This is a genomic window from Corynebacterium sp. LaCa_23 (assembly GCF_058182375.1).
This window is the reverse complement of the sequence record NZ_CP190825.1, coordinates 1,784,658-1,809,056: the sequence shown is the minus strand read 5'-3', so window position 1 is coordinate 1,809,056 and position 24,399 is coordinate 1,784,658. Positions and strand designations below refer to the sequence as shown.

Annotated in this window: 21 protein-coding genes, 2 tRNA genes and 1 CRISPR repeat array; of the genes, 17 read left to right on the top strand and 6 right to left on the bottom strand. The window is 58.6% G+C overall.

Annotated elements, in window-relative coordinates; genetic code table 11:
* Positions 1-4: 4 nt before the first annotated feature.
* From cas7e to ACP8IT_RS08615, 7 genes are all read left to right on the top strand, one after another.
* A complete protein-coding gene (gene cas7e, locus ACP8IT_RS08645) occupies positions 5-1,147 on the top strand; it encodes a type I-E CRISPR-associated protein Cas7/Cse4/CasC (RefSeq protein ID WP_490289917.1) in 1,143 nt (380 codons plus the stop codon).
* Between the two features lie 13 nt (positions 1,148-1,160).
* Positions 1,161-1,877, top strand: a complete 717-nt coding sequence (gene cas5e / locus ACP8IT_RS08640) for a type I-E CRISPR-associated protein Cas5/CasD (protein WP_490289916.1) — start codon at positions 1,161-1,163, stop codon at positions 1,875-1,877.
* Positions 1,874-2,572 carry a type I-E CRISPR-associated protein Cas6/Cse3/CasE gene (gene cas6e / locus ACP8IT_RS08635; protein ID WP_237800077.1) on the top strand — a complete coding sequence of 233 codons (699 nt, stop codon included), beginning with the start codon at positions 1,874-1,876 and terminating at the stop codon, positions 2,570-2,572. Before cas5e ends, cas6e begins: the two co-directional genes overlap by 4 nt.
* Positions 2,572-3,510, top strand: coding sequence for a type I-E CRISPR-associated endonuclease Cas1e (gene cas1e / locus ACP8IT_RS08630; RefSeq protein ID WP_023023269.1), 939 nt, complete (start codon positions 2,572-2,574; stop codon positions 3,508-3,510). The genes cas6e and cas1e overlap by 1 nt, the downstream gene beginning before the upstream one ends.
* Positions 3,507-3,863 (top strand): type I-E CRISPR-associated endoribonuclease Cas2e, encoded by a 357-nt coding sequence (gene cas2e / locus ACP8IT_RS08625; protein ID WP_490289915.1) that lies wholly within the window; start codon positions 3,507-3,509, stop codon positions 3,861-3,863. The genes cas1e and cas2e overlap by 4 nt, the downstream gene beginning before the upstream one ends.
* Before the next feature lie 89 nt (positions 3,864-3,952).
* A CRISPR array of direct repeats spans positions 3,953-5,873; the repeat unit is 28 nt; unit sequence GTGCTCCCCGCGTGAGCGGGGATGAGCC.
* A 381-nt stretch (positions 5,874-6,254) separates the two neighbouring features.
* A complete protein-coding gene (locus ACP8IT_RS08620; protein ID WP_490289914.1) occupies positions 6,255-7,493 on the top strand; it encodes an IS256 family transposase in 1,239 nt (412 codons plus the stop codon).
* 201 nt (positions 7,494-7,694) lie between these two features.
* Positions 7,695-7,768: transfer RNA gene (locus ACP8IT_RS08615), tRNA-Ile, on the top strand.
* A 42-nt stretch (positions 7,769-7,810) separates the two neighbouring features.
* On the opposite strand, the gene ACP8IT_RS08610 is transcribed toward ACP8IT_RS08615, so the two are convergent.
* Positions 7,811-8,362, bottom strand: coding sequence for a hypothetical protein (locus tag ACP8IT_RS08610; RefSeq protein WP_490289913.1), 552 nt, complete (start codon positions 8,360-8,362; stop codon positions 7,811-7,813).
* A gap of 111 nt (positions 8,363-8,473) precedes the next feature.
* On the opposite strand from ACP8IT_RS08610, the gene ACP8IT_RS08605 reads away from it, so the two are divergent.
* The 5 genes from ACP8IT_RS08605 to ACP8IT_RS08585 all read left to right on the top strand — a co-directional run bounded on the left by ACP8IT_RS08605 (position 8,474) and on the right by ACP8IT_RS08585 (position 14,730).
* Entirely contained in the window at positions 8,474-9,529 is a 1,056-nt protein-coding gene (locus tag ACP8IT_RS08605) for a trimeric intracellular cation channel family protein (protein ID WP_034658255.1), read from the top strand.
* A 106-nt stretch (positions 9,530-9,635) separates the two neighbouring features.
* The gene (locus tag ACP8IT_RS08600) at positions 9,636-11,234 is read left to right on the top strand and encodes a mechanosensitive ion channel family protein (protein ID WP_490289912.1); all 1,599 of its coding nucleotides are present in this window, start codon (positions 9,636-9,638) and stop codon (positions 11,232-11,234) included.
* Positions 11,235-11,404: 170 nt separating this feature from the next.
* On the top strand, positions 11,405-12,496 hold the full coding sequence (locus tag ACP8IT_RS08595) for an alkene reductase (protein WP_490289911.1): 1,092 nt from the start codon (positions 11,405-11,407) through the stop codon (positions 12,494-12,496).
* Positions 12,497-12,709: 213 nt separating this feature from the next.
* Positions 12,710-13,504 (top strand): serine hydrolase domain-containing protein, encoded by a 795-nt coding sequence (locus tag ACP8IT_RS08590; RefSeq protein WP_490289910.1) that lies wholly within the window; start codon positions 12,710-12,712, stop codon positions 13,502-13,504.
* 809 nt (positions 13,505-14,313) lie between these two features.
* Positions 14,314-14,730, top strand: coding sequence for a hypothetical protein (locus tag ACP8IT_RS08585; RefSeq protein WP_302525593.1), 417 nt, complete (start codon positions 14,314-14,316; stop codon positions 14,728-14,730).
* 76 nt (positions 14,731-14,806) lie between these two features.
* Here ACP8IT_RS08585 and ACP8IT_RS08580 read toward each other — a convergent pair whose 3' ends face one another.
* The 3 genes from ACP8IT_RS08580 to aceE form a co-directional block, all read right to left on the bottom strand.
* On the bottom strand, positions 14,807-15,595 hold the full coding sequence (locus ACP8IT_RS08580; protein WP_023017178.1) for an HAD-IIA family hydrolase: 789 nt from the start codon (positions 15,593-15,595) through the stop codon (positions 14,807-14,809).
* Positions 15,592-15,891, bottom strand: coding sequence for an acyl carrier protein (locus tag ACP8IT_RS08575; protein ID WP_490289909.1), 300 nt, complete (start codon positions 15,889-15,891; stop codon positions 15,592-15,594). The genes ACP8IT_RS08580 and ACP8IT_RS08575 overlap by 4 nt, the downstream gene beginning before the upstream one ends.
* A 155-nt stretch (positions 15,892-16,046) precedes the next feature.
* On the bottom strand, positions 16,047-18,791 hold the full coding sequence (aceE, locus tag ACP8IT_RS08570) for a pyruvate dehydrogenase (acetyl-transferring), homodimeric type (protein WP_490289908.1): 2,745 nt from the start codon (positions 18,789-18,791) through the stop codon (positions 16,047-16,049).
* A 358-nt stretch (positions 18,792-19,149) separates the two neighbouring features.
* On the opposite strand from aceE, the gene ACP8IT_RS08565 reads away from it, so the two are divergent.
* Both ACP8IT_RS08565 and ACP8IT_RS08560 read left to right on the top strand, forming a co-directional pair.
* Positions 19,150-19,548, top strand: a complete 399-nt coding sequence (locus ACP8IT_RS08565; protein WP_005278208.1) for a DUF3052 domain-containing protein — start codon at positions 19,150-19,152, stop codon at positions 19,546-19,548.
* A 67-nt stretch (positions 19,549-19,615) separates the two neighbouring features.
* Positions 19,616-19,691, top strand: a tRNA-Val gene (locus ACP8IT_RS08560).
* Positions 19,692-19,797: 106 nt separating this feature from the next.
* Here the strand turns inward: ACP8IT_RS08560 and ACP8IT_RS08555 are convergent.
* Both ACP8IT_RS08555 and ACP8IT_RS08550 read right to left on the bottom strand, forming a co-directional pair.
* Positions 19,798-20,739, bottom strand: coding sequence for an SURF1 family cytochrome oxidase biogenesis protein (locus tag ACP8IT_RS08555; protein ID WP_490289907.1), 942 nt, complete (start codon positions 20,737-20,739; stop codon positions 19,798-19,800).
* A gap of 10 nt (positions 20,740-20,749) precedes the next feature.
* Positions 20,750-21,241: a low molecular weight protein-tyrosine-phosphatase gene (locus tag ACP8IT_RS08550; RefSeq protein ID WP_005278211.1), complete on the bottom strand. Its 492-nt coding sequence runs from the start codon at positions 21,239-21,241 to the stop codon at positions 20,750-20,752.
* Between the two features lie 93 nt (positions 21,242-21,334).
* Here ACP8IT_RS08550 and ACP8IT_RS08545 point away from each other — a divergent pair, with 93 nt between their 5' ends.
* From ACP8IT_RS08545 to ACP8IT_RS08535, 3 genes are read left to right on the top strand one after another with little or no spacing between them, the layout of a single operon-like run.
* Complete coding sequence (locus ACP8IT_RS08545) at positions 21,335-22,477, top strand: Nif3-like dinuclear metal center hexameric protein (protein WP_237801007.1); 1,143 nt, start codon at positions 21,335-21,337, stop codon at positions 22,475-22,477.
* Positions 22,478-23,197 (top strand): zinc ribbon domain-containing protein, encoded by a 720-nt coding sequence (locus ACP8IT_RS08540; protein WP_239269718.1) that lies wholly within the window; start codon positions 22,478-22,480, stop codon positions 23,195-23,197. It abuts the gene before it with no gap.
* Positions 23,194-24,390, top strand: a complete 1,197-nt coding sequence (locus ACP8IT_RS08535; protein ID WP_023017185.1) for a bifunctional RNase H/acid phosphatase — start codon at positions 23,194-23,196, stop codon at positions 24,388-24,390. Before ACP8IT_RS08540 ends, ACP8IT_RS08535 begins: the two co-directional genes overlap by 4 nt.
* The last annotated feature ends 9 nt before the right edge of the window (positions 24,391-24,399 follow it).

The following is a 24,399-nucleotide window of genomic DNA, read 5'->3' as shown; positions in this document are numbered from 1 at the left end:
CGCAATGGCTTTGACCATCGATATCCACGCTCTGCAGACTCTTCCGCCTTCTCTGATCAATCGTGACGACACCGGGGCACCTAAGTCTGCCGTTTACGGCGGCGTACCGCGTCAGCGAGTCTCTTCACAGGCATGGAAGCGTGCAATCCGCAAGTACTTTGAATCTGAAATCGATGCGGAATCTGTGGGGGATCGCTCGAAGCGGCTTCCAGAGAAGATCGCACGTAAGGTTCAAGAACACGAAGGCTGGGATGCGGAGCGAGCTCAAAAGGAAGTTGCTGAGCTTTTCAAAGCTGCAGGAATTAAGACGGAAGTGGATGCGAAACGTATCAAGTCGCTGAAAGATTCCGAGGAAACCACCGAAGAAGAACTAGCAGCAGCGCAGTATCCGCAGACCAAATACTTGTTGTTCTTGAGCCCGCACCAGATTGAACGTGCCGCAGAGGCGATTGTTTCGGCCGATGGTGAAAAGATTAAGAAGAAGGATGCCCTGGAGATCCTTGATACGCAGCACTCGGTAGATATGGCGTTGTTTGGGCGCATGGTTGCCGATGATGCTGCGTATAACGTCGATGCTGCGGTACAAGTCGCGCACGCACTGGGAATTCACGCCAGCGCTCCTGAATTCGACTATTTCACCGCGGTCGATGACTTGGCCGAGGAAGGCGAAGAAACTGGTGCAGGCATGATTGGCACTGTACAAATGATGTCTTCTACCTTGTACCGCTATGCCACGGTGAATCTAGATGGATTGACGCAAAATCTCGACTCGGCAGAAAACGCAAAGCAAGCCGCAGTGAACTTCGTTGATGCATTCATCAAGTCTATGCCCACGGGCAAAATCAATACCTTTGCCAACCAAACAATGCCTGAGCTCGTCTATATCGCAGTTCGCGATACCCGCCCGGTGAGCCTGGTTACGGCCTTCGAAGAACCAATAGAACCAACCACCGGTCAGAGCTTGCGCGTCGCCGGTGCCGAAGCATTGGCGAAAGAAGAAACCGAGTTTGAAGAAAACTATGGGCTGCAGCCTAAGGCAGCCTTTGTGGTTGGGTTGAGCGAGGCCCGTCAGGCTTTCGCACAAATCGCTGACGAAGTAACGCTGCCAGAGCTTTCGCAGCGTTTGTCTGCCGCGCTTTCGGAGTAGGAGGCTTAAAACGATGACAGCATCATTGTTGTTGCTGCTTAAAGGGCCGATGCAGTCTTGGGGAACGGAATCTCGCTACGCTACCCGTGCAACTTCGTCCTTGCCCTCAAAGTCAGGAGTTCTTGGCATGCTAGCCGCAGCTGAAGGACGAAGGCGTGATGAAGATATGGCTGATTTGGCTGGACTCAAGTTCGCGGTGCGCGTCGATCAATCCGGTAGCCTTTTGCGGGATTATCAAACCGCGCAAAACTGGCAAAAGGATCCACAGGCATCCGCAAAGCTCATTACCCGCTATTTCCTATCAGATGCCTCATTCGTTGCGGCAATCGAAAGTGAGGATCGCGAGCAACTCGAGAATTTTGCGGAGAATCTAAACCGACCGGTATTTCCACTCTATTTGGGCCGGCGGTCGTGCCCGGCTCCGCCCAATGTGGTGCTTGGTGTGGTTGAAAAGCCTGCGGTTACGGCATTACAAGAGCACGGCACGTGGCACGCCACCAAGGAATATATGAAATCCAGTGGTGGGGAAGTGTCCCTGCCGATTTACCGGGACTCCCTCCCAGGAGAATCCGGCGTGGCTTGCCAGGATGTACCGAACTCTTTTGACCCGCAGCACCGCAAGTATTCATGGCGCACCGTGGTGCAAAAGGAATTTGCGAATGTGGACAACCCCTTAGATAGCGCAGAGCGGCGCCCGGATCCGTTTTTGGAGGCGGTGATGAATGTATGAGTACGTTAACCAAAATTCTTATCAATCCTCAGCGGCGTCAAGGGCGAAAGCTACTTGCTAATCCACAAGCAATGCACGCTGCGGTCGCCGCGTCATTTCCACCAGATGTGGATCAAGAGTCTGGGCGTATTTTATGGCGCCTTGATGAAGGCGCTCATCACCACTCCCTCTATGTGGTGGGGCCTGAAAAGCCAACTGACCATGTGATTGTGGAACAAGCAGGGTGGGATACACGGCCGGGACAATCGGTTGAGTATGACCGTCTGCTGAATTCACTCACTAAGGGGCAAAGATGGATCTTTGAACTGGTAGCCAACCCAACGTATTCGCAAGCTAATGGAGGCAAGCGAGGAAAAGTGAAGGCTCATGTGTCTGTGGAACACCAGTTGGAGTGGTTGTATCGGCGAGCAGAAAATGCCGGATTTGAACTAGCCCCCCGAGCAGGGGATGATGTCAGCGATGATGAGCGTTCTCGGTGGTCCGTGGAAGAAGAAACCGCGATTATTGAGCGAAAAACGTTGGATTTCCGGAAAGGAAGTGGCAACAGGCGTGTGCGTATCGCCACAGCCCGATACCGCGGAACCTTAGAGGTCAAAGATCCTGAGGCTCTTCGGCACACCCTTACTCATGGGATAGGAAGAGCTCGTGGTTATGGTTGTGGCTTAATGACCCTAGCCCGGCCGATGGGGTCCTGATGTCTAATCCGAGCGAAGTCCCTGTCACCCGCCAAGCTTTGTCCCGGATGGGAGACCGAATCAGTTTCCTGTACGCCGAGCGCTGCGTGATCAATCGAGATGGTAATTCTCTAACGATCACGGACCAGCGCGGCGTCGCACATGTGCCAGCCACGCAGTTGGCGGCACTGCTGCTTGGTCCAGGAACGAGGATTACTTACGCGGGCATGGCTTTGCTTGGCGATGCCGGGGTTACCACCCTCTGGGTAGGTGAGCGCGGCGTTAGGTACTATGCGCACGGTCGGCCCCCAGCGAAATCGTCCCGCATGGCTGAAATTCATGCGCAGGTAGTGTCTCACCAGCGGAAGCGTTTGGACGTGGCTCGCAGAATGTATGCCATGCGGTTTCCAGGAGAAGACGTTTCTCAGCTGACGATGTCCCAGCTGCGTGGCCGCGAAGGTGCACGCATGAAGCGAATCTATGCGGCTGAAGCCGAGCGTACTGGAGTCTATTGGAATCGGAGGTCTTATGATCCCAATGATTTCGATTCTTCTGACCCAATTAACCAGGCTCTGACTGCGGGCAGCGCCGCGCTATATGGAGTTGCTCATGCTGTCGTTGCAGCGCTCGGCTTCATTCCTGCCTTGGGGATAGTACATACAGGCACCGATAGGTCATTTGTCTACGACATTGCTGACCTTTACAAAGCAGAGATTTCTATCCCAGCGGCATTCGATGCTGTCGCAGCACAACAGGGTAATCCCTCTGTGGAAGTGCGTCGCTTCGTGCGGGATCAAGTTGTCTCACGTCGCCTCATGCCGCGGATGGTTCAAGACCTTAAAGCACTTTTTGATGTTCCTGATGACGAGCTTGTCAGTGACGCCGAGTTAATGCTGTGGAGTGAACTTGAAGTCATCGCTTCTGGTCTTAACTGGGCAGAAGAGGAAACGTTGTCATGATGGTGCTGGTTATTACTGCTTGTCCCGCTGGACTACGCGGCGATCTGTCGAAGTGGCTCATTGAACTGACTCCCGGTGTATTCGTGGGACGTCCCTCTGCTCGTATACGAGATTTGCTCTGGGATCGCACAACCGAGCTTTGTAAAGATGGCCGCGCACTTTTGGTGTATTCAGCCGCGAATGAGCAGGGAATGGAGTTCAAGACTCACCGACATCATTGGGAACCTACGGATTTTGACGGGATTACCTTGATGACGCGACCGGCTGAGTCTAAGCAACCACAGCGAAGGACTGGATGGTCTCAAGCCCGACGTAACCGTATTTCTTATAAGAAACAGAAGAGAGGATATTAGACCGCGTGGAGCTTCGAGGGTAGCTTTCCCCAAAATACAAGTTGTATGTAAAATACGTTTAAGGCTCGGATTTCTGCTGTTCAGCAAGTGTGCTCCCCGCGTGAGCGGGGATGAGCCCACCCGCTTAAGCGGAGAAGCCGCACACGGGATGTGCTCCCCGCGTGAGCGGGGATGAGCCCCATATTAGGGGTCGGGTCGGGCCGGGCCGGGCGTGCTCCCCGCGTGAGCGGGGATGAGCCGTAGTCATGAATTTCCCCTGCATAGGAAATGTTGTGCTCCCCGCGTGAGCGGGGATGAGCCGTCCCCATCGTGCGCACGCAGCGAGGAACTAACGTGCTCCCCGCGTGAGCGGGGATGAGCCCGGCTGGCCCAGCCTGGAAAACTCCCCGTTCCTGTGCTCCCCGCGTGAGCGGGGATGAGCCCCGAGGGGTCAATTGCGCGTTTTTTCAACAATCGTGCTCCCCGCGTGAGCGGGGATGAGCCGAAACCAGCGAATAACCCCACCAACCAGCCCTGGTGCTCCCCGCGTGAGCGGGGATGAGCCCGACGATTCATGCGTCACCAGAGCACGATAAGTGTGCTCCCCGCGTGAGCGGGGATGAGCCCCGTGCCATCCTTGATGGCGTAGATGGGCTTGCGTGCTCCCCGCGTGAGCGGGGATGAGCCGACCCGCAAAAATTCGAAGCGGCACTCGCTGACGTGCTCCCCGCGTGAGCGGGGATGAGCCGTCCCAGTCTGACCAGATTGACGCTCTTCGTGAGTGCTCCCCGCGTGAGCGGGGATGAGCCTCAACGCCTACGAGCAAGAACTGGCGGAATGAGGTGCTCCCCGCGTGAGCGGGGATGAGCCGGTGCCGCTTGGCCCGATTTTGTCCACCATCGGGTGCTCCCCGCGTGAGCGGGGATGAGCCACCGCGCCGACCATGAAAACCGACTCATCAAAGCGTGCTCCCCGCGTGAGCGGGGATGAGCCGAAACGATCCCTATCGCGAGAATGCTCCCTCCAGTGCTCCCCGCGTGAGCGGGGATGAGCCGATAGCGAGTCGAGGTCGAAGAGACTTAATTGCGTGCTCCCCGCGTGAGCGGGGATGAGCCCTCACCACACACCAAGACCTCACCGCCCGCGCCGTGCTCCCCGCGTGAGCGGGGATGAGCCGGGCTTCGAGAACGGGCGCGGTAACGGCAATGAGTGCTCCCCGCGTGAGCGGGGATGAGCCGCAATGGCGCTCCACGGTAGACGGCAACCGCGCGTGCTCCCCGCGTGAGCGGGGATGAGCCCGCCTCGTCACTACGCCGCAAAGCCTCGTTCGTGTGCTCCCCGCGTGAGCGGGGATGAGCCGCAATGGCGCTCCACGGTAGACGGCAACCGCGCGTGCTCCCCGCGTGAGCGGGGATGAGCCCGATCCCGATAACGAAGAGGGCGAGAGCTAGTAGTGCTCCCCGCGTGAGCGGGGATGAGCCCGATGATTGGTCCGTGGTGATTACCTCGTCGATGTGCTCCCCGCGTGAGCGGGGATGAGCCCGCGCAGGTCGCGGGCTACACCGTAGACATCAAGTGCTCCCCGCGTGAGCGGGGATGAACCCGACTGCGGCAGTCATAGAGCCTGCAAAAGTGCGTGCTCCCCGCGTGAGCGGGGATGAGCCGTCCAGGGGCAGGTTCCTCACCATTGCGCCGAAGTGCTCCCCGCGTGAGCGGGGATGAACCCCATGCCCCACGACCAGGCGCACCAGACCCCGGGTGCTCCCCGCGTGAGCGGGGATGAGCCCTACTCAAAAGCCCAGAGCTGTAACAGCCGGTTGGTGCTCCCCGCGTGAGCGGGGATGAGCCCCGTCCTCATTAAGAATGCCGAGCCACTGGCCCGTGCTCCCCGCGTGAGCGGGGATGAGCCCGGCACCTGGGCTAAAACACGCGGCTTAGAGTAGTGCTCCCCGCGTGAGCGGGGATGAGCCCTTCCCCGATAAGCCAACCGGGATAGGGACATGGTGCTCCCCGCGTGAGCGGGGATATTTTTTAATTTGATAACCTGAATCTCTTGCTAGGCCTAGTAATCAACACATCGAAAGAACCTCCGTCAACGACGAGCAGCACATCGGGCTATGAGGGGCAGAATTCATCTTCGCTGAGGCTCAAACGTGGGCTGCAGCCGCAGTTGTGTGCCTAAAATCCGATACCCGTAAGCCTTGGTTGAAGAAGAAAACTGTGCAACGTAAGTTCACCGACGCGAATTTTGGTTCGTGATTGGGCTAAGCCGGATTGTGCCGGCAGCGCCGCTGGTTGCGTCCTTTAGTGTGGCGTAACGCTTGCTGATGGTGAGCCCCGGAAATAGTGGGGCGGTCACCGTCAGTTAACCTTTCGACTCAACTACCACATCTCACCGAAAGGCATATGACGATGACCGCTGCACCACATTCTATCGACCCTGCAACCTACTTGGATGATCTGCTCGCTCAAGCCTCCCCTGACTTGATGCGCCAGATGCTGCAAGGGTTTATCAACCAAATCCTCTCCGCCCAGGCCGACACCGTCTGCGGCGCCGAATACGGCGTTGCCTCCACCGAACGCGTCAACCACCGCAATGGGTACCGCCACCGCGACCTTGACACCCGTGTCGGCACGATCGATGTCGCAGTACCGAAGTTGCGTCACGGCGCATTCTTCCCGGACTGGCTGTTAGAACGCCGTACGCGGGCAGAACGAGCCTTATCGACCGTCATTGCAACCTGCTACCTCAAAGGGGTTTCCACCCGCAGAATGAACGACCTGGTAGCCACGTTGGGTATTGCCAACATGTCGAAATCCCAAGTTTCACGCATGTCAGAAGAACTCGACGAGATGGTCGCCGATTTCAAAAACCGTCCGCTCGATCCCGGCGGCTACGCCTACCTGTCCTGCGACGCGCTGACAATCAAAGTGCGCGAAGGCGGCCGTGTGGTCAAATGCTCAGTGCTGCTTGCCACTGGGGTCAACGCTGACGGGTATCGCGAGATGCTTGGCATGCATGTCGCCACCACGGAATCCAACGCGTCGTGGAAAGGCTTCTTCCAAGACTTAAAAGCTCGTGGGCTTTCCGATGTCTACTTGGTTACCAGTGATGCCCACGAAGGCATCCAGCACGCCATTTCCGAAGTGCTACCTGATGCGTCGTGGCAGCGCTGCCGCACCCATTTTGCGAAGAACCTTTACGAGAAGGTCCCGAAGACACAGTGGCCTATGGTCTCTGCAATGTTCCAGACCATCTTTCAACAACCAGATGCCCAATCCACCTGGTCCCAAGCCCGTGAGGTAGTCGATCTACTAGAGCCGAAGTTCCCGCAAGTTGCGACCTATCTGGAGGAATCACTCGATGAAGTATTAGCGTTTACCGCAGCCCCGAAGTCGGTGTGGTCGAAGGTCTGGTCGAATAACCCCACAGAACGGTTAAACCGGGAGATCCGCCGGCGCACCGATGTTGTGGGCATCTTCCCGAACCGCGAATCCATCATCCGGCTTGTCGGTGCGGTCCTAGCCGAGCAACACGACGATTGGATCCAACAAAAACGCTACATGTCACTGACCGCACTCGAACACACCAGACACCTCATGCACCGCACAGGAGACGCCAATGGTGACCACAACCAGCTAACCGCCTGACCTCAAACACAGAACTGAATACCGAGCCGAAAGCACAAACGGCTACACCACTACACGGGACTTGACCGCGCCGCTCGAAGTGAAACGGCGTCACGCACTCAACTGGGGTTATTCTATGAGGGGCCGAGAATTGGTCTTTCGCGAGCTATTGACTAATCTTTTGGGAGCGGAGTGTCGTAATATACGACATGGCATCCGTGTGGGGCTATAGCTCAGTCGGTTAGAGCTCCGGACTCATAATCCGTCGGTCCCGGGTTCGAGCCCCGGTGGCCCCACGGTAGAAGGAGGCGTCGGCAAGCAATGCTGGCGCCTCCTTTTTAGTATTCGGTGCGCACGCGCTCGGAGAAAATCGGCCTGGCGGTCAGCTCGATGCGGGTGCCGATATTCTCGTCTTCTTGGGACCTGCAATGGACGGATTTTTGATTCGTGGCCATGATGCAGTGGAGATCGTAGCTCTCACCAGAGCTCGGGTTCTTTACAGTAATGTCGCTCTGCCAGGCTGCAGTAACGGTTGGATCAGGAGTTTCGAGCCTGTATGTGGCATCCATTGCGTGCTTATAAATGTCCAGGGCAAAGGCGCAATCGGTGGCGTCGTCGGCGATGATTTGTGCGTAATCGCGAATGCCGCACATGCCGCCTACCTGCGCAGCGAGTGCGGAATCATCGTCTTTCTCCGCTTTCTGCGGCTTGGAAAGCTTGGCAGTTGCGGAAGGCGCGGAATCGGTATCGAAGTCGGCATCGGCAAGCGCACCGCTGTCTGAACTGGTGCTGTGCGGGCTGGTATCGGTGAAGTTGGGCTCGTCGTCAGCGGGGGCGGATGAGCACCCAACCAGCAGGAGCGCTGGCAAGAGCGCGAGAATCTTTTTCATGCGGAATATCGGCAGAGATAGAAGGGGCAATAGAACAGGAAAAGTGTAGCACCGCAGCGCATGTGGGCAGGCGAATTGCGCGCGGGTGAGCAGTGCAGTCTAATAAACGGCATGACAGAAGTAGATCCGCTCATTGAATCCCTCTATCGCTGGTCCGATGTCAGCGGTGTATTGCTGATGGGAATTATCGGCGGCACCATTGCGCGCAAGCGCGGGTACGACATCATCGGGTTTTTCTTCATCGCGATGTTTTCTTCCCTGGGCGGGGGCATGGTGCGCGATGTACTTATTAATCGCGGCACCGTGGCGGCGATGAGCGAGCCGGAGTACCTGTACCTGGCGTTTACTGGCGCGTTGATTGCGCGCTTTGTCTACTTTAAGGGCAAGACCTGGGATTATATCCAGGCGCATGGCGATGCCGTGGTTTCCGGCCTATGGGCCGGCACCGGCGCCGTGAAGGCCATTACCTATGGGCTTCCGCCGATTCCGTGCATCATGATGGGTGTGTTTACCGCTACTGGCGGTTCCATGATTCGTGATATTGCTATGGGGCGCGAGCCCGCGGTCTTTGGCGATAATCAGCCGACGGTAATTCCGGCCATCGCTTGTGCGGTGATCGTGCTGGTGGGAAACCACTTCGATATGTTGGCCGTCGGCATGATCGTGGGGCCATTGGTGTCTATTTTCTTGGCGCTGCTGGGCATTTGGGCCGGTTGGCGCGTGCCCGCGAAACAGGAGTGGGCGCCGATTAATGATACGGCTGCGCAGGTTAAGGCGCTGGCGAAAAAGGCTGAGAATAAGAGCCGCGCGGTCGGGCGCAAGCTGGAGCCGCACCGCGTGCGCTCTTGGCGCCACCGGCAGATGGAAGAGGCGCTGCAGCGGCGCATCGAAAAGGAAGTGCGTTCCGGCAAGCGCCGCCAGGATGCGGCGGAAGAGGCCAGCGAGTTTTTGCAGTCCTTTGAATCGGACGTCGATCAGTTCAGCTCGGCGCCAGCGGAGTCCGAGGACATGGACTTTGGCGTGGACTTCAGCGGCGATTCCTATGAGGAAGAGGAGCAGACCTCAAGCGAGGAATCCCAGCGGCTGCTCGATACGATTTTGGAAGATGACAAGCTTACTGATGAGCTGATTGATCGCCTGATGGACCGCTACCAATCGCGCGACTAGGTTTCTAGGCGGCTGCTTGCCGATGCCCCTAAATTAAACACCTGAGTCCGGATTTCTGGCAGAAAACTGGCATCAATTTCTCAGCTAGGTGCCATATCCTTGAACCATGAACTTGAGGTATTTCTTTTTTGAGCTGTGGGGCCTCATCGTTGACCACGGCTTGCCGCTCATCGCATTCGTGATTATCGGCATTCTTTTGCCCCGCATGGGGCGCCTAGCCATCCGGATTATTGAACATAATTTGGATGAGCAAGAAGAATCCACGAAGGCGCGGCTGGCGCTGACCGGGGCCTTGGTCTACATCGTCCAAGCGGTTGCGTACTTCCTATTGGTCGCGGCCGCGCTGACTAATCTCGGCGTTCCGGCGCTGGGCGCCGCGGTGCCTGCGACGATAGTGTCTGCCGCGGTTGGTTTTGGTGCCCAGTCCGTGATTTCGGATTTCCTCTCCGGATTTTTCATCCTCACGGAAAAGCAATTCGGCGTGGGAGACTACGTCTCCTTTGCCGGCATCCCAGGGGTAGAAGGCGATGTGGTGACGCTGACCCTGCGCACCACGAAGGTGCGCACCCCAAGCGGTGAGTTGGTGACCATCCCCAATAGCTCCGCCGGCGTGGTGACCAACTATTCCAAGGAATGGTCCCGCGCGGTGGTCAATATCAACGTCCCAGTGCATGAGGGCGAATCCCTGCCGGAGATTACGAGCCGCGTCAAGGAGATTTCAGAGCACGCGATTAAAGCCCCAGAGATTTCCGTCGACGTCGTCGGCGAGCTCACGGTCCTTCCCGCCACGCAATTGGTCAGCCCGCAGGTAGCCGGCCAGCCGTGGCAGGTGGGTTATCGCATCATGGTGACGGTGAATCCCGCCCGCCAGTGGTCCGTGGAGCGCGCCATCCGCTCGTCGCTGCTCTCGGAATTCTGGGACCACTACGGCTCCGCCATCGACTTTGATGAGCTGCAGGAACAGAAAAAGAAGAAACCTGCGGACCCAAAGCATGCCGCGGCGCAGTCGGCCAAAGACGCTTTGGACGCCGGGGAAGGCTCCCGCCCCGATACGCCAGTAGATGACCCCACGGCGGAAGAGGAATTGGTCCCGGAGGAAGTCGATCGTGTTGAGACCAAGGTCGATGAACAAGCAGTCACGGCTGAAGCGGGCGAAGATGCCGCAGAAGGTAACGAGGAATCGCGCCGAAAGATCTGGCGCACGATTCAGACCAGTACCCAATTCCAAAAGGTTTCCACCATCGGCGGGCGCGTGCGCGCCTCCACCACAGGCCTCGTGGCGGCCCTTCTTGTCGTTGGCTTGCTCATCCTCGCGGCAAGCAACCCAGAGGAAGGGGAAGCCGGCTGGCTGTCGCCGGACTATTGGAAGGATCGCGATACGCAATCCTCTTCTGAGGCTCCAACGGAATCTGGGGAGAATGTGCCTTCGGAAGACCCCCTTACTACCGGCGCTCCAACGGAACCGACGGACGCTGACTCAACGCCCACGACCACCAATACGCCGACCGTTCCTAGCTATCCCAGCCAGGCGCCCAACTCCACGCCTAATTCCGGGGACGGGCACGGTAGCAGTCAGGATGGGCCCGCTGACCCAAACGGCGATGCTGGCGATGGCCAGGGGAATGGAGATGGAGACTCCGGTGCAGATGGAAATAGCGGGGCGGCGAATAGCCAGCAGACCGCGATTCCTTCGGAACCCCACTAAACATCCCCACTAGGAGCTCATAGACACCGCCTCATAGTCCGAGGCGGTGTCTTTTTCATTGACCTTTAGCGGGGCGGTGAACTCTAGTTTCTTTACTCTTTCTATCGCAGGTGGGGCAACAACAGAATAAAAGGTGGAACAAATTTCAACCGCGAGCTGTTTCAGTAGACATGACATCATTATTTATACCTTTGGAACTTGGCCGTTATACGTTGAATAACCGCGTGACCATGGCGCCGCTAACGCGTCAGCGTGCAGGTCACAGCGGTGTGCCCAGCGAGCTACACAAGAAGTACTATTCCCAGCGAGCTAGCGCCGGGCTCGTGGTGACGGAGGGAACCTTCCCCGCTTGGACCAACCGCGCGTTCCCGGGGCAGGCGGGCATCGTTGATGATGAGCAGGCAGCTGGTTGGAGCGAGGTAGCCAACGAAGTGCACGACAAGGGCGGCGTCTTGTTCATGCAAATCATGCATGGCGGCCGCACCAGCCACCCAGATCTCATTGATGGCGCCCAGGCAGAGGCCCCGAGCGCGCTGGATTGGGACGGCCAGGTTCGCGGCTTTGCCGGCAAGATGGATGCACCGGTACCGCGCGCACTAGAAGCCGATGAGCTTCCACGAATCGTTGAGGAATTCCGCGCCGCCGCACGCCGGGCCGTCGACGCGGGCGTTGATGGTGTTGAGATCCACAATGCGAATGGCTACCTGCTGCACGAATTCATGGCACCGTCCGCTAACCAGCGCGACGATGAATTTGGCGGCAGCCCCGAAAACCGGTGGCGCTTGCCAGAGATGGTGATCCGTGCTGTCGTCGAGGAAATCGGTGCCGACCGTGTAGGTGTTCGTTTTTCTCCGGCCCACGTCGTACAGGGCATTGTCGAAGACGATGAGGCAGACATGTTGGCCACCTACGGCGGCCTGCTGGACGCCATCGCCCCGTTGAATCTGGCTTATGTCTCCTTCTTGCACGCAGAGCCGGAAGGCGAGCTCATCTCGGCCTTGGCACAGAAGGCCCGCGCCAATGGCGAAACCAAGGTTTTGATGAATGACGGTTTTGGCACCGTGACCACTAAGGAAGATGCACAGCGCGAGCTGGACCTCGACTATGTGGATGCCATCGTGGTGGGCCGCCAGCTTATTGCTAACCCGGACTTGGTGCGCCGGTGGGAAGAGAACCTGGAGCTCAATGAGCCTGACCAGGCAACGTTCTACGTCGGCGGCGAGCGCGGCTACATTGATTACAAGACTGCCGCGGACCAGTAAATAGTCCGCGGCAGTTGTAGGGAGAGAGAAGGGGGAAGTAGAGAACGCGAGTGATAGGTAAGGTGCGAAATATCCTTGAAAAAGGACCTTTCACTTTTTATATCGATCGTGCAGGCATGGATCGTTAACAATCACCCGCTATTTTTTAAAAAACTACTTCCTTCTTCTCCCATTGCCGCCTTGCCCGCGGAAAGTCCCAGTAGGCTAGTGGGCATGAGCGAGTTAGATCTTTTACGCCAGTGGCCCGTAGACAATGTCGCCGGTGCGTTATTACAACGCGGCGATGTCCTCGATGAAGTAGGAGATGTCACCCGGGAATTTCCGGTGGCATCAGTAACCAAGCTCGTCTCCGCGTACGCCATCATGCTGGCGGTCGAAGAAGGCGCGGTAGAACTAGAGCAACCTGCTGGTCCAGAAGGAGCGACGCTAGAGCACTTGCTCGCGCATGCCTCGGGCGTGAAGTTCGATTCGCGCGAACAACAAAAACCGATAGGCGAGCGGCGCATCTATTCCTCTGCCGGTTATGAATGGGCTGCAGAGATTGTAGAAGAAGCCACCGGCATCGAGTTTGCAGAGTACCTGCGCGAAGGCGTGTGCGAGCCGCTGGGCATGTCCTCCACGCGCTTAGAGGGCTCGGCAGGGCATGGCCTGGTCTCTACCGTGCAGGATCTTGCTGCATTTGCAGCCGAGGTCCAGGACCCGCAGCTCCTGCACCCTAGCACCGTGGCCGATATGCGCCGCGTTCACTTCGGTGGCTTGCGTGGCATCGTGCCTGGCTACGGGAGCTTTAAGGATTGCACTTGGGGGCTTGGCTTTGAGATTCGCGGCGAGAAAGACCACTGGATGGGAGCCCTGCCTGCCGATGCCACCGGGCACTTCGGCATGTCCGGAACCTACCTCTGGCTAGCCGGCGACTACGCCATGGTGGCATTGACGGACCGAGAGTTTGGCGATTGGGCTAAACCGCTGTGGAATGAAACCAATTCGAAGATCTGGCAGGCGCTATAAGGCCTCCATCGCAAAATCCCTTTAACGGGAAAACGAGAAAAGCTCCCCATTCCAATGGAGTGGGGAGCTTAAGCTGTTCTATTTAGAACAGGGTCTGACCGGAGAGGCCCTCGAAGAACATCAGGAACTGGGAGAAGATGCCGTCAACGAGGGACAGGAGGTTGAAACCGAGGTTGGACAAAGAAGACAGACCAGACATGGTTGTACCTTTCTTTTTGGGGATGGGTTCAAACCGGATTGTTTGAATTTATTTCAGTATAGTCATGGCTCTGGGTCGTGTCAAACTATTCCTTACCCTAAATTAAATTTATATAAACCATCTGTCCACGGATGCTGCTCTTCTCCTAGAGGGAGGGGTGTGTGGGGAGTATGGCGACCGATTACCCCCGCAGGGGTCTTTTCGAGCAGGATTTTTCGGAGCTCTTTGCCTCTAGGGGGCGAGACGCGGTTTTCTTTTACGGGTGTGGAGTGTGAGCACTGTAGGTCACTGTTCCTACTGGTAGCTGCCCTGCGTCTGACTCTTGTCAAGAAGTTACTTCAGGGAAACAGTTCAAGCGAGAAAACCTCACAAATTTCACTGTTGTAACTTCAATTTCATTGGCCACTTTAGTCACAGTCTGGACTTTGGGTTGAGGTTTAAAACTTGGGGGTTGAAGTGAAAGTTGAGGGTTGTAGAGGGTGGTGTGGCGCAGGAAAATTGGGTGCAGACGCAAAAGACAGTTCGTTGGGGAAGACGAAGCTCGTCTTGCACTGCGCCGCACGCCACGCGTGTGCATCGCAGTGGTGATTTGTCGAGGGAGATATCGGCTATGAATACTTGCGTCAATACAGTGCCGGTTGATCAACCGGCCTCCAACTACACGTGGCCCAGCCGCAATGGTGCGGCCGTCGTGGTCACTGGTGTGCTGAAAATTTCTGGGATGCCGCGTGCGCTGCGCCCAGAAGTAGAGCGTGCCATGGATCGGTGCATTCGCACCGAATCGGAGTTCATCGTCCCAGGCGATGACCCGCTGACCGCCCAGTGGTGCACTCGGTGGTACCGCGATGAGATCTCTATGGAGGCGCTCGTGCGCGGTGAGGCGACGGGCCCGGGCGTGGATTCTGGTGTTGGCATCGGCTGCCACCAGGTGCTCACCGGAACCGAGGCGGAGCTTGCCGCGCTCGAGAGCGCGGTGTGCTACCTTGCGCAACGCTATGGTTTTAGCGCCACCGTGCGTTTTAGCTAAGGCGCTCGAGCGAGTCGGCTCGAGCGCGGCCAAGTAAGCCGAGCCGCACGAGCTAGGTCGCGCGGCGGGGAACCGTTTAGGATACCTCCTCGGCGAAGGGATCCATGATCTTATCGGGAATATCTGCAACCGACTTAAACACGGCGGTCGGGCGGTAAGGGTAGCGGGAGATTTCGCGGTCATCGGAAATGCCGGAGCGCACCAAAATGGAGCGCATGCCGGCCTCGAGGCCCGCCTTGACATCGGTATCCATACGGTCACCGATCATGACGGTGTTTTCAGAGTGCGCGCCGATGTGGTTAAGCGCCGAACGCATCATCACCGGGTTGGGTTTTCCCACGTAGTAGGGCTCGCGGTGGGTGGCGGCGGTGATCAATGCGGCTACAGCGCCGGTTGCCGGGAGCACACCTTCGGGAGCAGGCCCCGTAACATCAGGATTGGTGGCGATGAAGCGGGCGCCATTGCGGATGAGGTTGATAGCGGTGGTAATCGCCTCAAAGGAATAGGTGCGGGTTTCACCAAGGACCACGAAATCGGCGTCATCATTTGTGAGGATCCAGCCAGCCTCGTGCAGGGCGGTGGTCAGGCCGGATTCTCCCACGACGTAGGCCTTGCTGGAGCTGGCCTGGGTAGCCAGGAAATTTGCCGTCGCCGTGGCGGAGGTCCAAATGCGTTCGGCCGGAATATCCAGGCCGGTATTGCGCAGCCGCGCCGCCAAGTCGCGCGGGGTGGACATGGAGTTATTAGTGAGCACCATGTACTCAATGTCATTATCTTTTAGCGCCTGAATGAATTTATCGGCGCCGGGGATCATTTCCCCTTCCTTAATGAGTACGCCGTCCATATCGGATAGGTAAGAAATCATTGGTGGTCCTCCAAATAGTCAGCGATATCGCCGATGGTCTCGCAGTTAAGCATTGTTTCCTCAGTAAGTCGCACCTTAAAGAGCTCTTCTGCACGCACGGTGAGCTCTATAAGCTCGAGGGACTCCACGCCGACATCGGAAAGCGCGGTGTCCCTGCCAAGTTCGGCCTCGGTTCCGGTGACTTTGATAATGAGGGCGATGAGCTCGCCCAGCGTATCCCGATCCGAGTCGTAGTCCTTATCTGGGTCAGAACCCTGAAACTTTGCCTGCAATTGGGCACTGAGGTCATTTGCCATAGTGCCCAGTGTAGTAGCGATTGGCGCGTGGCATAGAAGAAATAGGCGCACGCGGTACTGGTTAGGGGGGGAATAGGGCAAAAATAATAAAGGCGCTCCCAGCACAAAGCCGGAAGCGCCTGAATTAAAAGCCCGTTGTGAAGGCGGGGGCGAAATTACTCGCCGCTATTAGGAGCAGTTGGGTCATCCAACTTCAGCTCGGAGGCTGCCTTTTCCACAACGGAGCGCTCAATCTTGCCATCGCGGGCAAGGCCATCGAGCACGGCGACGACGATGGATTCCGCGTCGTTATTGAAGAAGCGGCGGGCACCCTCGCGCGTATCGGAGAAGCCGAAGCCGTCTGCGCCCAAGGTGATGTAGGTACCTGGGACGTAGGAGCGGATCTGCTCCTGCAGCTCAGTAGTGAAGTCCGAGACACCAACGAATGGGCCCTCGAAGTCCTTGAGCTGGGAGGTAGCGAATGCTTCGGAAGGCTCCTCGCCCTTGCGCAGCGCTTCCTTATTGCGGCGAGCGCCATCGCGGGCCAGCTCGTTCCAGGAGGTCACGGAGAACAGCGATGCCTTGACATCGTAGTCCTCAGCCAGAATCTCCTGCGCGCGAAGAGCCTCATGCACGCCAACACCCGAGGCCAGGATATTGGCCGGGGTGGAACCGTTCTCGGCGGTATTGAAGTGGTAGATGCCCTTGTGCAGGCCCTCCACGTCCAAGTTCTCCGGCTCGGCCGGCTGGTGGACCGGCTCGTTGTACACGGTGAGGTAGTACATGACCGGCTCGTTGTCCTCGCCGTACATGCGCTCGATGCCGCGGGCTACCAGGTGTGCAACCTCGAAGCCGAAGGCTGGGTCATAAGAAATGACCGCAGGGTTGGTGGCTGCCAGGACAGGGGAGTGGCCATCCATGTGCTGCAGGCCCTCACCGGTAAGGGTGGTGCGGCCGGCGGTAGCGCCGATGATGAAGCCGCGGCCCATTTGGTCGCCGGCGGCCCAGAAGGCATCGCCAGTGCGCTGGAAGCCGAACATCGAGTAGAAGATGTACAGCGGGATCATGGCCTCGCCCTGGGTGGCATACGAGGTAGCGGCGGCGGTGAAGGATGCTGCCGCACCGGCCTCAGAAATGCCCTCGTGCATGATTTGGCCATCGGTGGCCTCGCGGTAGGACAACATCAGGTCGTGGTCCACCGGCACGTAGTTCTGGCCGCGCGGGTTCCAGATCTTCATGGTGGGGAACCAGGAGTCCATGCCGAAGGTACGAGCCTCATCCGGGATGATGGGCACGATGCGCTTGCCCAGTTCCTTATTGCGCATGACCTCCTTGAAGGTGCGCACCAAGGCCATGGTGGTAGCCACTTCCTGCTTGCCAGAGCCCTTGCGCACGGAGCGCAGCTTGTCCAAGGAAGGTGCTTCCAATGGGGTGAAGTCCGTGCGACGCTCGGGCAGGAAGCCGCCGAGTTCTTTACGGCGCTCCAGCATGTACTTGATCTCCGGGGAGTCCTTGCCCGGGTGGTAGTACGGCGGCAGGTAGGGATCCTTTTCCAGCTCTTCATCGGAGAAGGGGATTTCCTGCTTATCGCGGAAGTTCTTGAGATCCTCCAGCGTCAGCTTCTTCATCTGGTGGGTAGCGTTGCGGCCCTCGAAGTTGTGGCCCAAGCCGTAGCCCTTAATGGTGTGGGCCAAGATGACGGTCGGCTTGCCGGAGCCCTTGTTCTCTAGGGCGCGGGCGTACGCTGCGTAGACCTTGCGGTAGTCGTGGCCGCCGCGGCGCAGTGCCCAGATTTCGTCATCGGAGAGGTCTTCTACCAGCTTTGCGGTGCGCTCATCGCGGCCGAAGAAGTGCTCGCGCACATAAGCGCCGTCATTAGCCTTGAAGGTCTGGTAGTCACCGTCAGAGGTGGTGTTCATGACGTTGACGAGGGCACCTTCGGTGTCCTTGTCCAGCAGCTTGTCCCAGCCGCGGCCCCAAATGACCTTGATGACGTCCCAGCCGGCACCGCGGAAGAAGGACTCCAGCTCCTGGATGATCTGGGTATTACCGCGCACTGGGCCGTCGAGGCGCTGCAGGTTGCAGTTAATCACGAAGGTGAGGTTATCCAGCTCGTACAGCGCAGCGGTTTGCAGCAGGCCGCGGGATTCTGGCTCGTCCATCTCGCCATCGCCCAAGAAAGCCCAAACGTGCTGCTTGGAGGTGTCCTTGATGCCGCGGGTTTCCAGGTACTTATTAAAGCGTGCCTGGTAAATGGCGTTCATCGGGCCAATGCCCATGGACACGGTGGGGAACTCCCAGAACCATGGCATCAGGCGCGGGTGCGGGTAGGAGGGCAGCCCCTTGCCTTCACCGAGGGAAACTTCCTGGCGGAAGCCGTCGAGGTCCTCCTCAGAAAGGCGACCTTCCATGTAGGCGCGGGCGTACATGCCCGGGGAGGCGTGGCCCTGGAAGAAGACCTGGTCGCCGCCTGAAGGATCGTCCTTACCCTTGAAGAAGTGGTTGAGGCCGACTTCGTAAAGCGGTGCGGCACCCGCATAGGTGGAGATGTGGCCGCCGACGCCGATGCCGGGGCGCTGCGCGCGGTGCACCATGATGGCAGCGTTCCAGCGGATCCAGCGGCGGTAGCGCTTTTCTAGTTCTTCATCGCCAGGAAATTCCGGCTCCATGTTGGTGGGGATGGTGTTGACGAAGTCCGTCGACGTCAACGAGGGAAGCTCCACGCGCTTGGCGGTGGCGCGCTCCAGTAGGCGCAGCATCAGGTAGCGTGCGCGTTCTTGGTCAGAATGGTCCAGCAGACCATCGAGGGAATCCATCCACTCGCGAGTTTCTTCTGGGTCGCTGTCGTGAAGGTACGATGCAACACCATCGCGGATAAGCGGGAAGTTGGAATCGCCCTTGGCGGGGTCCTTCTCGGCCATGTAAACCTCCTAATTAAGGGTCTGCAGAGTTTATCTCCTACGATACGCGTTCCCAGATCGCGAGTGGGAGTCTATCCCGGATAAAACGCCGCGCTTGCCGATGCACCCCCTACCACCTGCGGTTTGCTTTCCTCACCCGGTGTGCAAACGTGGGTAGTAGGCCCCTAAACGGCGCTAGTTCTCCCACAAAACAGGCGCCGGTGTGAGCAGAAAAGGGCCTGCAAATTGGGGGAAAGGGGTGCTATAGCAAGTAAAAGACGGCCTGGGACGTTAAACTACATGTAATAACACACGCCCTCTGTGCCAATCATGGGCCGGGCGTGAGTAAGAATTCACCGGATAAGGAAGGAAATGCATAGTGGCTGACGCTGCAGTCAAGCTCGGAATCAAGGAAGGGCAAATCGCTCTAGAGCTTGGTTGGGACGAGGATTGTGACAACACAATCTCTGAATCGATCGAAGCCGTACTCGGTGAGGATTTCCTCGAAGAGGAAAATGATGAGCTGTGCGATGTAGTCCTTCTCTGGTGGCGCGAGGAAGACGGCGACCTCGTGGACGGCCTGGTGGATGCCAGCCGCCCCCTCGCGGACAACGGTTCCGTCTGGTTGTTGACTCCGGGTGCCGGCAAGCCGGGCACCGTCGAGCCTGGTCTCATCTCCGAATCGGCGCAGCTAGCCGGCTTGGTGCAGACCAAAGCTGAGCGCTTTGGCGAGTGGCAGGGTTCCTGCCTGGTACAGCGCGGCTACACCAAAAAATAGCCTTCACCAGCTGATTTGTGTAGCTTCACAATCCTGCGCTACTGTACATAACAGCGCAAGGGCGCATGCGGCTTTAGCTCAGCTGGAAGAGCAATTGGTTTACACCCAATAGGTCGGGGGTTCGATCCCCTCAGGCCGCACCATTTTTCAAGTCTCGAGACATCGTTTTTAGAACGGTGACTCGAGCCTTTTTGCATTCGTGGCCGAAAGTAGGCCCGAGACGGGCCCATAACCAGCCAACGAAGACGGCTAGTAGCGCTCGCGGCGGCGCTTTTTCAGCTTGGCGTAGTGGTCCGGCTTGGAATCGCCGTAGCGGGAGCGGTTGCGCAGCTCGGTGGCAAGAGGTGCGGGATCGGTGTTGGCATCGGCATCGGCAGCCGTGCCAGGTTCGCCGTTGGAGGTGGGGGCATCGGCAAGCGATTCAGCGTCCGCGTCGAGGGCCTGCATGGCGGCTTCTTCTTCGCGCAGGCGGCGGCGCTCGCGGATCTCGGACCAAATAAAGTAGCCCAAACCCAGCGGGGCCATGATGCCAAAGGCAATCCACTGGTAGCCGTAGGAGAGGTGGTTGCCGCGGTCGAGCTGCGGGATGGGCATGGCGTTGAGCACGCCCGGTTGGTCCTCGGAGAGCTGGATATAGTCTTGGCCTAAGTCGGCTCCGATAAGCGAGCCCACCTGCTCGGTGTGGATGGAATAGACCTGCTGGTAGCCCTCCTGCGTGATGGGGGCGGTTTTGTGCTCGGCCTCATTCGAGCGCACCATGCCGGTAATAGTTACCTCCTCGGAGGGGGCAGGCGGAATATCCGGCACCGCATTGCCCTCCTCAGCGCTGACCCAACCGCGGTTAACCAGCATGGTCAGGCCCGCATCGGTGCGGAATGGCACCAAGGATTGATAGGACGGGCCGGAGCCGGCGGGGCGCAGGCGAAGCAGCACCTCATCCTCGGGCAGGTAGTGGCCTTTGAGCGTGGTGCGGGACCATTCATCACCCGAGATGGCCCCGTCCGCGTCCACGACTTTGTCAATCGGCTGCGGATCGGCCTCATAGGCGTGGGTGATGTTTTCATTGCGCTCCACAATGTCATCGTCCTTTCCCAATTGCCATGGGGCAAGGACACTAAAGGCCAGGTAGGAAAATGCCACCACGAAAAGCAGCATGAGTACCCAGCCTGGCTTGAGGAACGTCTTTAGCATGCCCCCAAGTCTAGTCGTGGTTCTCGCGAATCCAATCCAGCAGGCCGGGTACCGCGGCTTCGATATTCTTGCGCGCGGTTTCGAAGTCTTCTTCGGTGCCGTAGTAGGGGTCAGCGACCTCTGCGCCTTCCGGGGAATTGGGATCGAAGCTGCGCATCAGGCGGACCTTGTCAGAGTCGATGCCCAGATCGATGAGCGAATCATAGTGCCCGGAATCCATCGCGATGAAGAGATCGGCATTCATGTGCTCTTCGCCCAATTTGGATGCGCGGTGGGATGCCCCATCGTGCCCGGCGCGGCGCAGTTCTGCCACGGCCCGCTCATCCGCGCCTTGCCCCACGTGCCAGCCGCCGAGCCCGCAGGAATCCACGGTGGCGAGGAGATCGAGCATGTCGTCTTCCATTTCATCGCGAACGATGATTTCGGCCATGGGCGAGCGGCAAATATTGCCGGTGCACACAAAGACGAGGTAGAGACCCGAGTGAGAAGAAGATTCAGTCATGCGAAAACCCTTTGCGCAGATAGTACTGTAGTGCGGGAGACAGGATATAGCACTAGCGTAATTTACAAGAATCGAGCATAAAGGAGTATCCCCATGTCTGCTGTGCGAGTGGGCGATGTGCGCCGCGTTTTGGATCAGGCCTATCCGCCCCATTTGGCCGAAAAGTGGGATGCCGTAGGCCTTATTTGCGGCGATCCCGCAGACGAGGTGCGCACCGTTGCCTTTGCTTTGGACTGCACCCAAGAGGTCGCGGACCGCGCGGTTGAGCTCGGCGCGGATATGTTGGTAGTCCACCACCCGCTGCTCCTGCGCGGCGTGGAATCAGTGGCGGCCGATACGCCCAAGGGCAAGGTCGTACACACCCTAATTAAAAATGGCGTGGCGCTTTTTGCCGCCCATACCAATGCCGATAAGGCCCGGCCAGGAGTTAACGATAAACTCGCGGAACTCGTGGGCATTACTCCGGGCCGGCCCATCGTGCCGGAGGCCCCAGAGACCATCGATAAGTGGGGAGTGCATATCCCTGTAGGCAGTGCGGAGCAGGTAAAGCAGGCGCTTTTCGATGCCGGCGCGGGCCACATCGGCGCCTATTCTCACTGTTCCTTCGATATCGCGGGCAAAGGCCAATTCAAACCGGAGGAGGGTGCGGACCCGGTAGAAGGGGACATCGGCAAGCTGCACCGCGGCGACGAGGCACGGGTGGAATTTGTGGCTCCCTCCTCGCTGCGGTCCACGCTGATTGCGGAGCTGCACGAGGCGCACCCGTATGAGGTGCCCGCCTATGACATCGTGGAAACGGCCGGAAGCGGCGACCTTGATACCGCGCTGGGCCTGGGGCGCGTGGGCGAACTGCCCCGCGAGATGACCCTGCGGGCGTTTACACAGCAGGTGGCCAATGCCCTGCCGGAGACCGCATGGGGCATCCGGGCCGCCGGCGACCCAGAGCAAAAGGTGCGCACCGTGGCGGTATCGTCCGGTGCCGGGGATTCCTTCCTGGGGGCTGCGGCGAAGTTAGGCGTCGATGTCTATGTCACCTCCGATCTGCGCCACCACCCGGTGGACGAGCATTTGCGCGCCGGGGGACCAGCCGTCATCGATACGGCCCACTGGGCCAGCGAGTTTCCCTGGACGGCGCAAGCAAGCGATATCGTAGAAGCAGCATTAGAACTAGATACGGAAATTATTAGCCTGCGCACTGATCCGTGGACTATCTCCGCGCACCCAAAGGAGTCATAAGTGAAACTATCGCAAGAACTACAGCCGGTACTGCTGGAATTGGCCAACCTGGAACGCTCGCAAGGCATTGGCGGGGAAAAAGAGCTGCCAGAAAAGGTTGAGTACGACAAGGCACAGCAGGAACACAAGCGCTTGCTCGATGCCTCCGGTTCCGCGCAGATGGCAGTCGATGACATGGAAAATGAAATCCTGCGCATCCAGGCCGATGAGCGCAAGCTGCGCCGGCGCGAGCGCGATGACAAGGGTCAGCTCGGCGCCGAATTGGATACCGAAAAGCGCAAGGACATCGAGCACGATCTCTACGCCACCAAGTCCCGCATCGCGGATCTGATGAGTGAGCTGCAAGAAGCCCACAACGAGATCCACGCGCTGCGCTCCAACTTGGACGTCCACGGCGCGCGCGTCTCGGATTCCGAGCGCAAGCTAGAAATGCTGCGCCGCGCCGCCGACGCCGCCCAAGAGGCCGCGGATAACCAGCCCGATCCCGCCGTGCGCATCGCGGATTTGCGCGAACAGCTGCCTTCCGATGTCCTCGAGGAATACGACGCGCAGCGGCAAGAAAACGGCGTTGGCGCCGCGCAGTTTAAGGCCAACCGGGCCTGCGGTGGCTGCTTCATCGTCTTGCCGCCCGCCGATAAAAACGCCGTGCGCAATGCGCCTGCCGATGAGCTGCCACAGTGCAGCGACTGCGGTTCCTACCTGGTGCGCCTGGCATCATGAAGGTCATCATCTACGCCGATGGCGGCTCGCGCGGAAATCCCGGAATCGCAGGTTCTGGCACCGTCGTCTACGCCGCCGATGGTGAGACGGTGTTGCGCGAAATCGTCTATGTCGTCGGCAAGAAAGCCAGCAACAACGTCGCCGAATATCACGGGCTGTTGCGCGGGCTGGAAGCTGCAGTCGAGCTGGGCGCGGATGACGTCGACTTTTATATGGACTCCCGGCTGGTCGTCGAGCAGATGAACGGCCGCTGGAAGATCAAACACCCAGACATGAAGCAGCTGGGTGTACAGGCGCAGAAGCTCATGCAGCAGCTCGGAAGGGTGAACCTGAGCTGGGTGCGGCGAAACGACAACAAAGTAGCCGATGCACTGTCGAATGAGGCTATGGATGCTGCTGCCGCCGGCCACGCGCCGGGTGTGGTGGACCGCGGCGATGATTCTGGCGATGATTCTGACACTGGTGATACTGCCGCTGGCGCTGATGAACAGGCCGTGTCCGATACTTTTTCGGATGCTGGCGCTGCGAAAATTAGCACCGGCTCGCATGCCTCGTGGACGGGCGCGACCTGCCAGCCGACCACGTTGATTCTGGTGCGGCACGGGCAAACGACCTACTCCGCTGAGCACCGGTACTGCGGGCACAGCGATATTGAGCTGACCGAGACCGGCATGCAGCAAGCAGAAGCTTCGGCTGCCGCCGTGGCCGAACGCGGCGAGATTGATCTGGTGGTGTCCTCGCCACTGCAGCGCTGCCAGGTGACGGCGAAAAAGATCGCGGAAAAAACCGGTGCCCAGGTAGAAACGCACGACGCGTTGATCGAGGCAGATTTTGGCGACTGGGAGGGGCTGACCTTCCAACAGGCCCAGGATGACGATGCCGCGCTGCACGATGCCTGGATTACCGATGCGTCGCTAGCACCGCCAGCTGGGGAATCACTCGCACAGGTGCACCGCCGCGTACGGGAATTCCGAAAAGAACTCGTCGCCAAGCACCCCGGTAAAACGATCGCTGTGGTCAGTCACGTTAATCCGATTAAATCGTTGACCCGCCAGGCGTTGAATGCTGGGCCAGCGACGTTTAGTCACCTGTTTCTGGATCTTGCCAGCATTGGCGTCGTCAAGTTTTATGACGAGAACTCGCCGGTGGCATCGGCGGTACTCAGCGTGAACGAAACCGCGCACCTGCGCTGACGGTGATGT

What these genes read in the sequence shown, in the direction of transcription:
- cas7e (WP_490289917.1), top strand. Translation starts at nt 5, where the DNA reads ATGGCTTTGACCATCGATATCCACGCTCTGCAGACTCTTCCGCCTTCT.
- cas5e (WP_490289916.1), top strand. Translation starts at nt 1,161, where the DNA reads ATGACAGCATCATTGTTGTTGCTGCTTAAAGGGCCGATGCAGTCTTGG.
- cas6e (WP_237800077.1), top strand. Translation starts at nt 1,874, where the DNA reads ATGAGTACGTTAACCAAAATTCTTATCAATCCTCAGCGGCGTCAAGGG.
- cas1e (WP_023023269.1), top strand. Translation starts at nt 2,572, where the DNA reads ATGTCTAATCCGAGCGAAGTCCCTGTCACCCGCCAAGCTTTGTCCCGG.
- cas2e (WP_490289915.1), top strand. Translation starts at nt 3,507, where the DNA reads ATGATGGTGCTGGTTATTACTGCTTGTCCCGCTGGACTACGCGGCGAT.
- ACP8IT_RS08620 (WP_490289914.1), top strand. Translation starts at nt 6,255, where the DNA reads ATGACCGCTGCACCACATTCTATCGACCCTGCAACCTACTTGGATGAT.
- ACP8IT_RS08610 (WP_490289913.1), bottom strand. Translation starts at nt 8,362, where the DNA reads ATGAAAAAGATTCTCGCGCTCTTGCCAGCGCTCCTGCTGGTTGGGTGC.
- ACP8IT_RS08605 (WP_034658255.1), top strand. Translation starts at nt 8,474, where the DNA reads ATGACAGAAGTAGATCCGCTCATTGAATCCCTCTATCGCTGGTCCGAT.
- ACP8IT_RS08600 (WP_490289912.1), top strand. Translation starts at nt 9,636, where the DNA reads ATGAACTTGAGGTATTTCTTTTTTGAGCTGTGGGGCCTCATCGTTGAC.
- ACP8IT_RS08595 (WP_490289911.1), top strand. Translation starts at nt 11,405, where the DNA reads ATGACATCATTATTTATACCTTTGGAACTTGGCCGTTATACGTTGAAT.
- ACP8IT_RS08590 (WP_490289910.1), top strand. Translation starts at nt 12,710, where the DNA reads ATGAGCGAGTTAGATCTTTTACGCCAGTGGCCCGTAGACAATGTCGCC.
- ACP8IT_RS08585 (WP_302525593.1), top strand. Translation starts at nt 14,314, where the DNA reads ATGAATACTTGCGTCAATACAGTGCCGGTTGATCAACCGGCCTCCAAC.
- ACP8IT_RS08580 (WP_023017178.1), bottom strand. Translation starts at nt 15,595, where the DNA reads ATGATTTCTTACCTATCCGATATGGACGGCGTACTCATTAAGGAAGGG.
- ACP8IT_RS08575 (WP_490289909.1), bottom strand. Translation starts at nt 15,891, where the DNA reads ATGGCAAATGACCTCAGTGCCCAATTGCAGGCAAAGTTTCAGGGTTCT.
- aceE (WP_490289908.1), bottom strand. Translation starts at nt 18,791, where the DNA reads ATGGCCGAGAAGGACCCCGCCAAGGGCGATTCCAACTTCCCGCTTATC.
- ACP8IT_RS08555 (WP_490289907.1), bottom strand. Translation starts at nt 20,739, where the DNA reads ATGCTAAAGACGTTCCTCAAGCCAGGCTGGGTACTCATGCTGCTTTTC.
- ACP8IT_RS08550 (WP_005278211.1), bottom strand. Translation starts at nt 21,241, where the DNA reads ATGACTGAATCTTCTTCTCACTCGGGTCTCTACCTCGTCTTTGTGTGC.
- ACP8IT_RS08545 (WP_237801007.1), top strand. Translation starts at nt 21,335, where the DNA reads ATGTCTGCTGTGCGAGTGGGCGATGTGCGCCGCGTTTTGGATCAGGCC.
- ACP8IT_RS08535 (WP_023017185.1), top strand. Translation starts at nt 23,194, where the DNA reads ATGAAGGTCATCATCTACGCCGATGGCGGCTCGCGCGGAAATCCCGGA.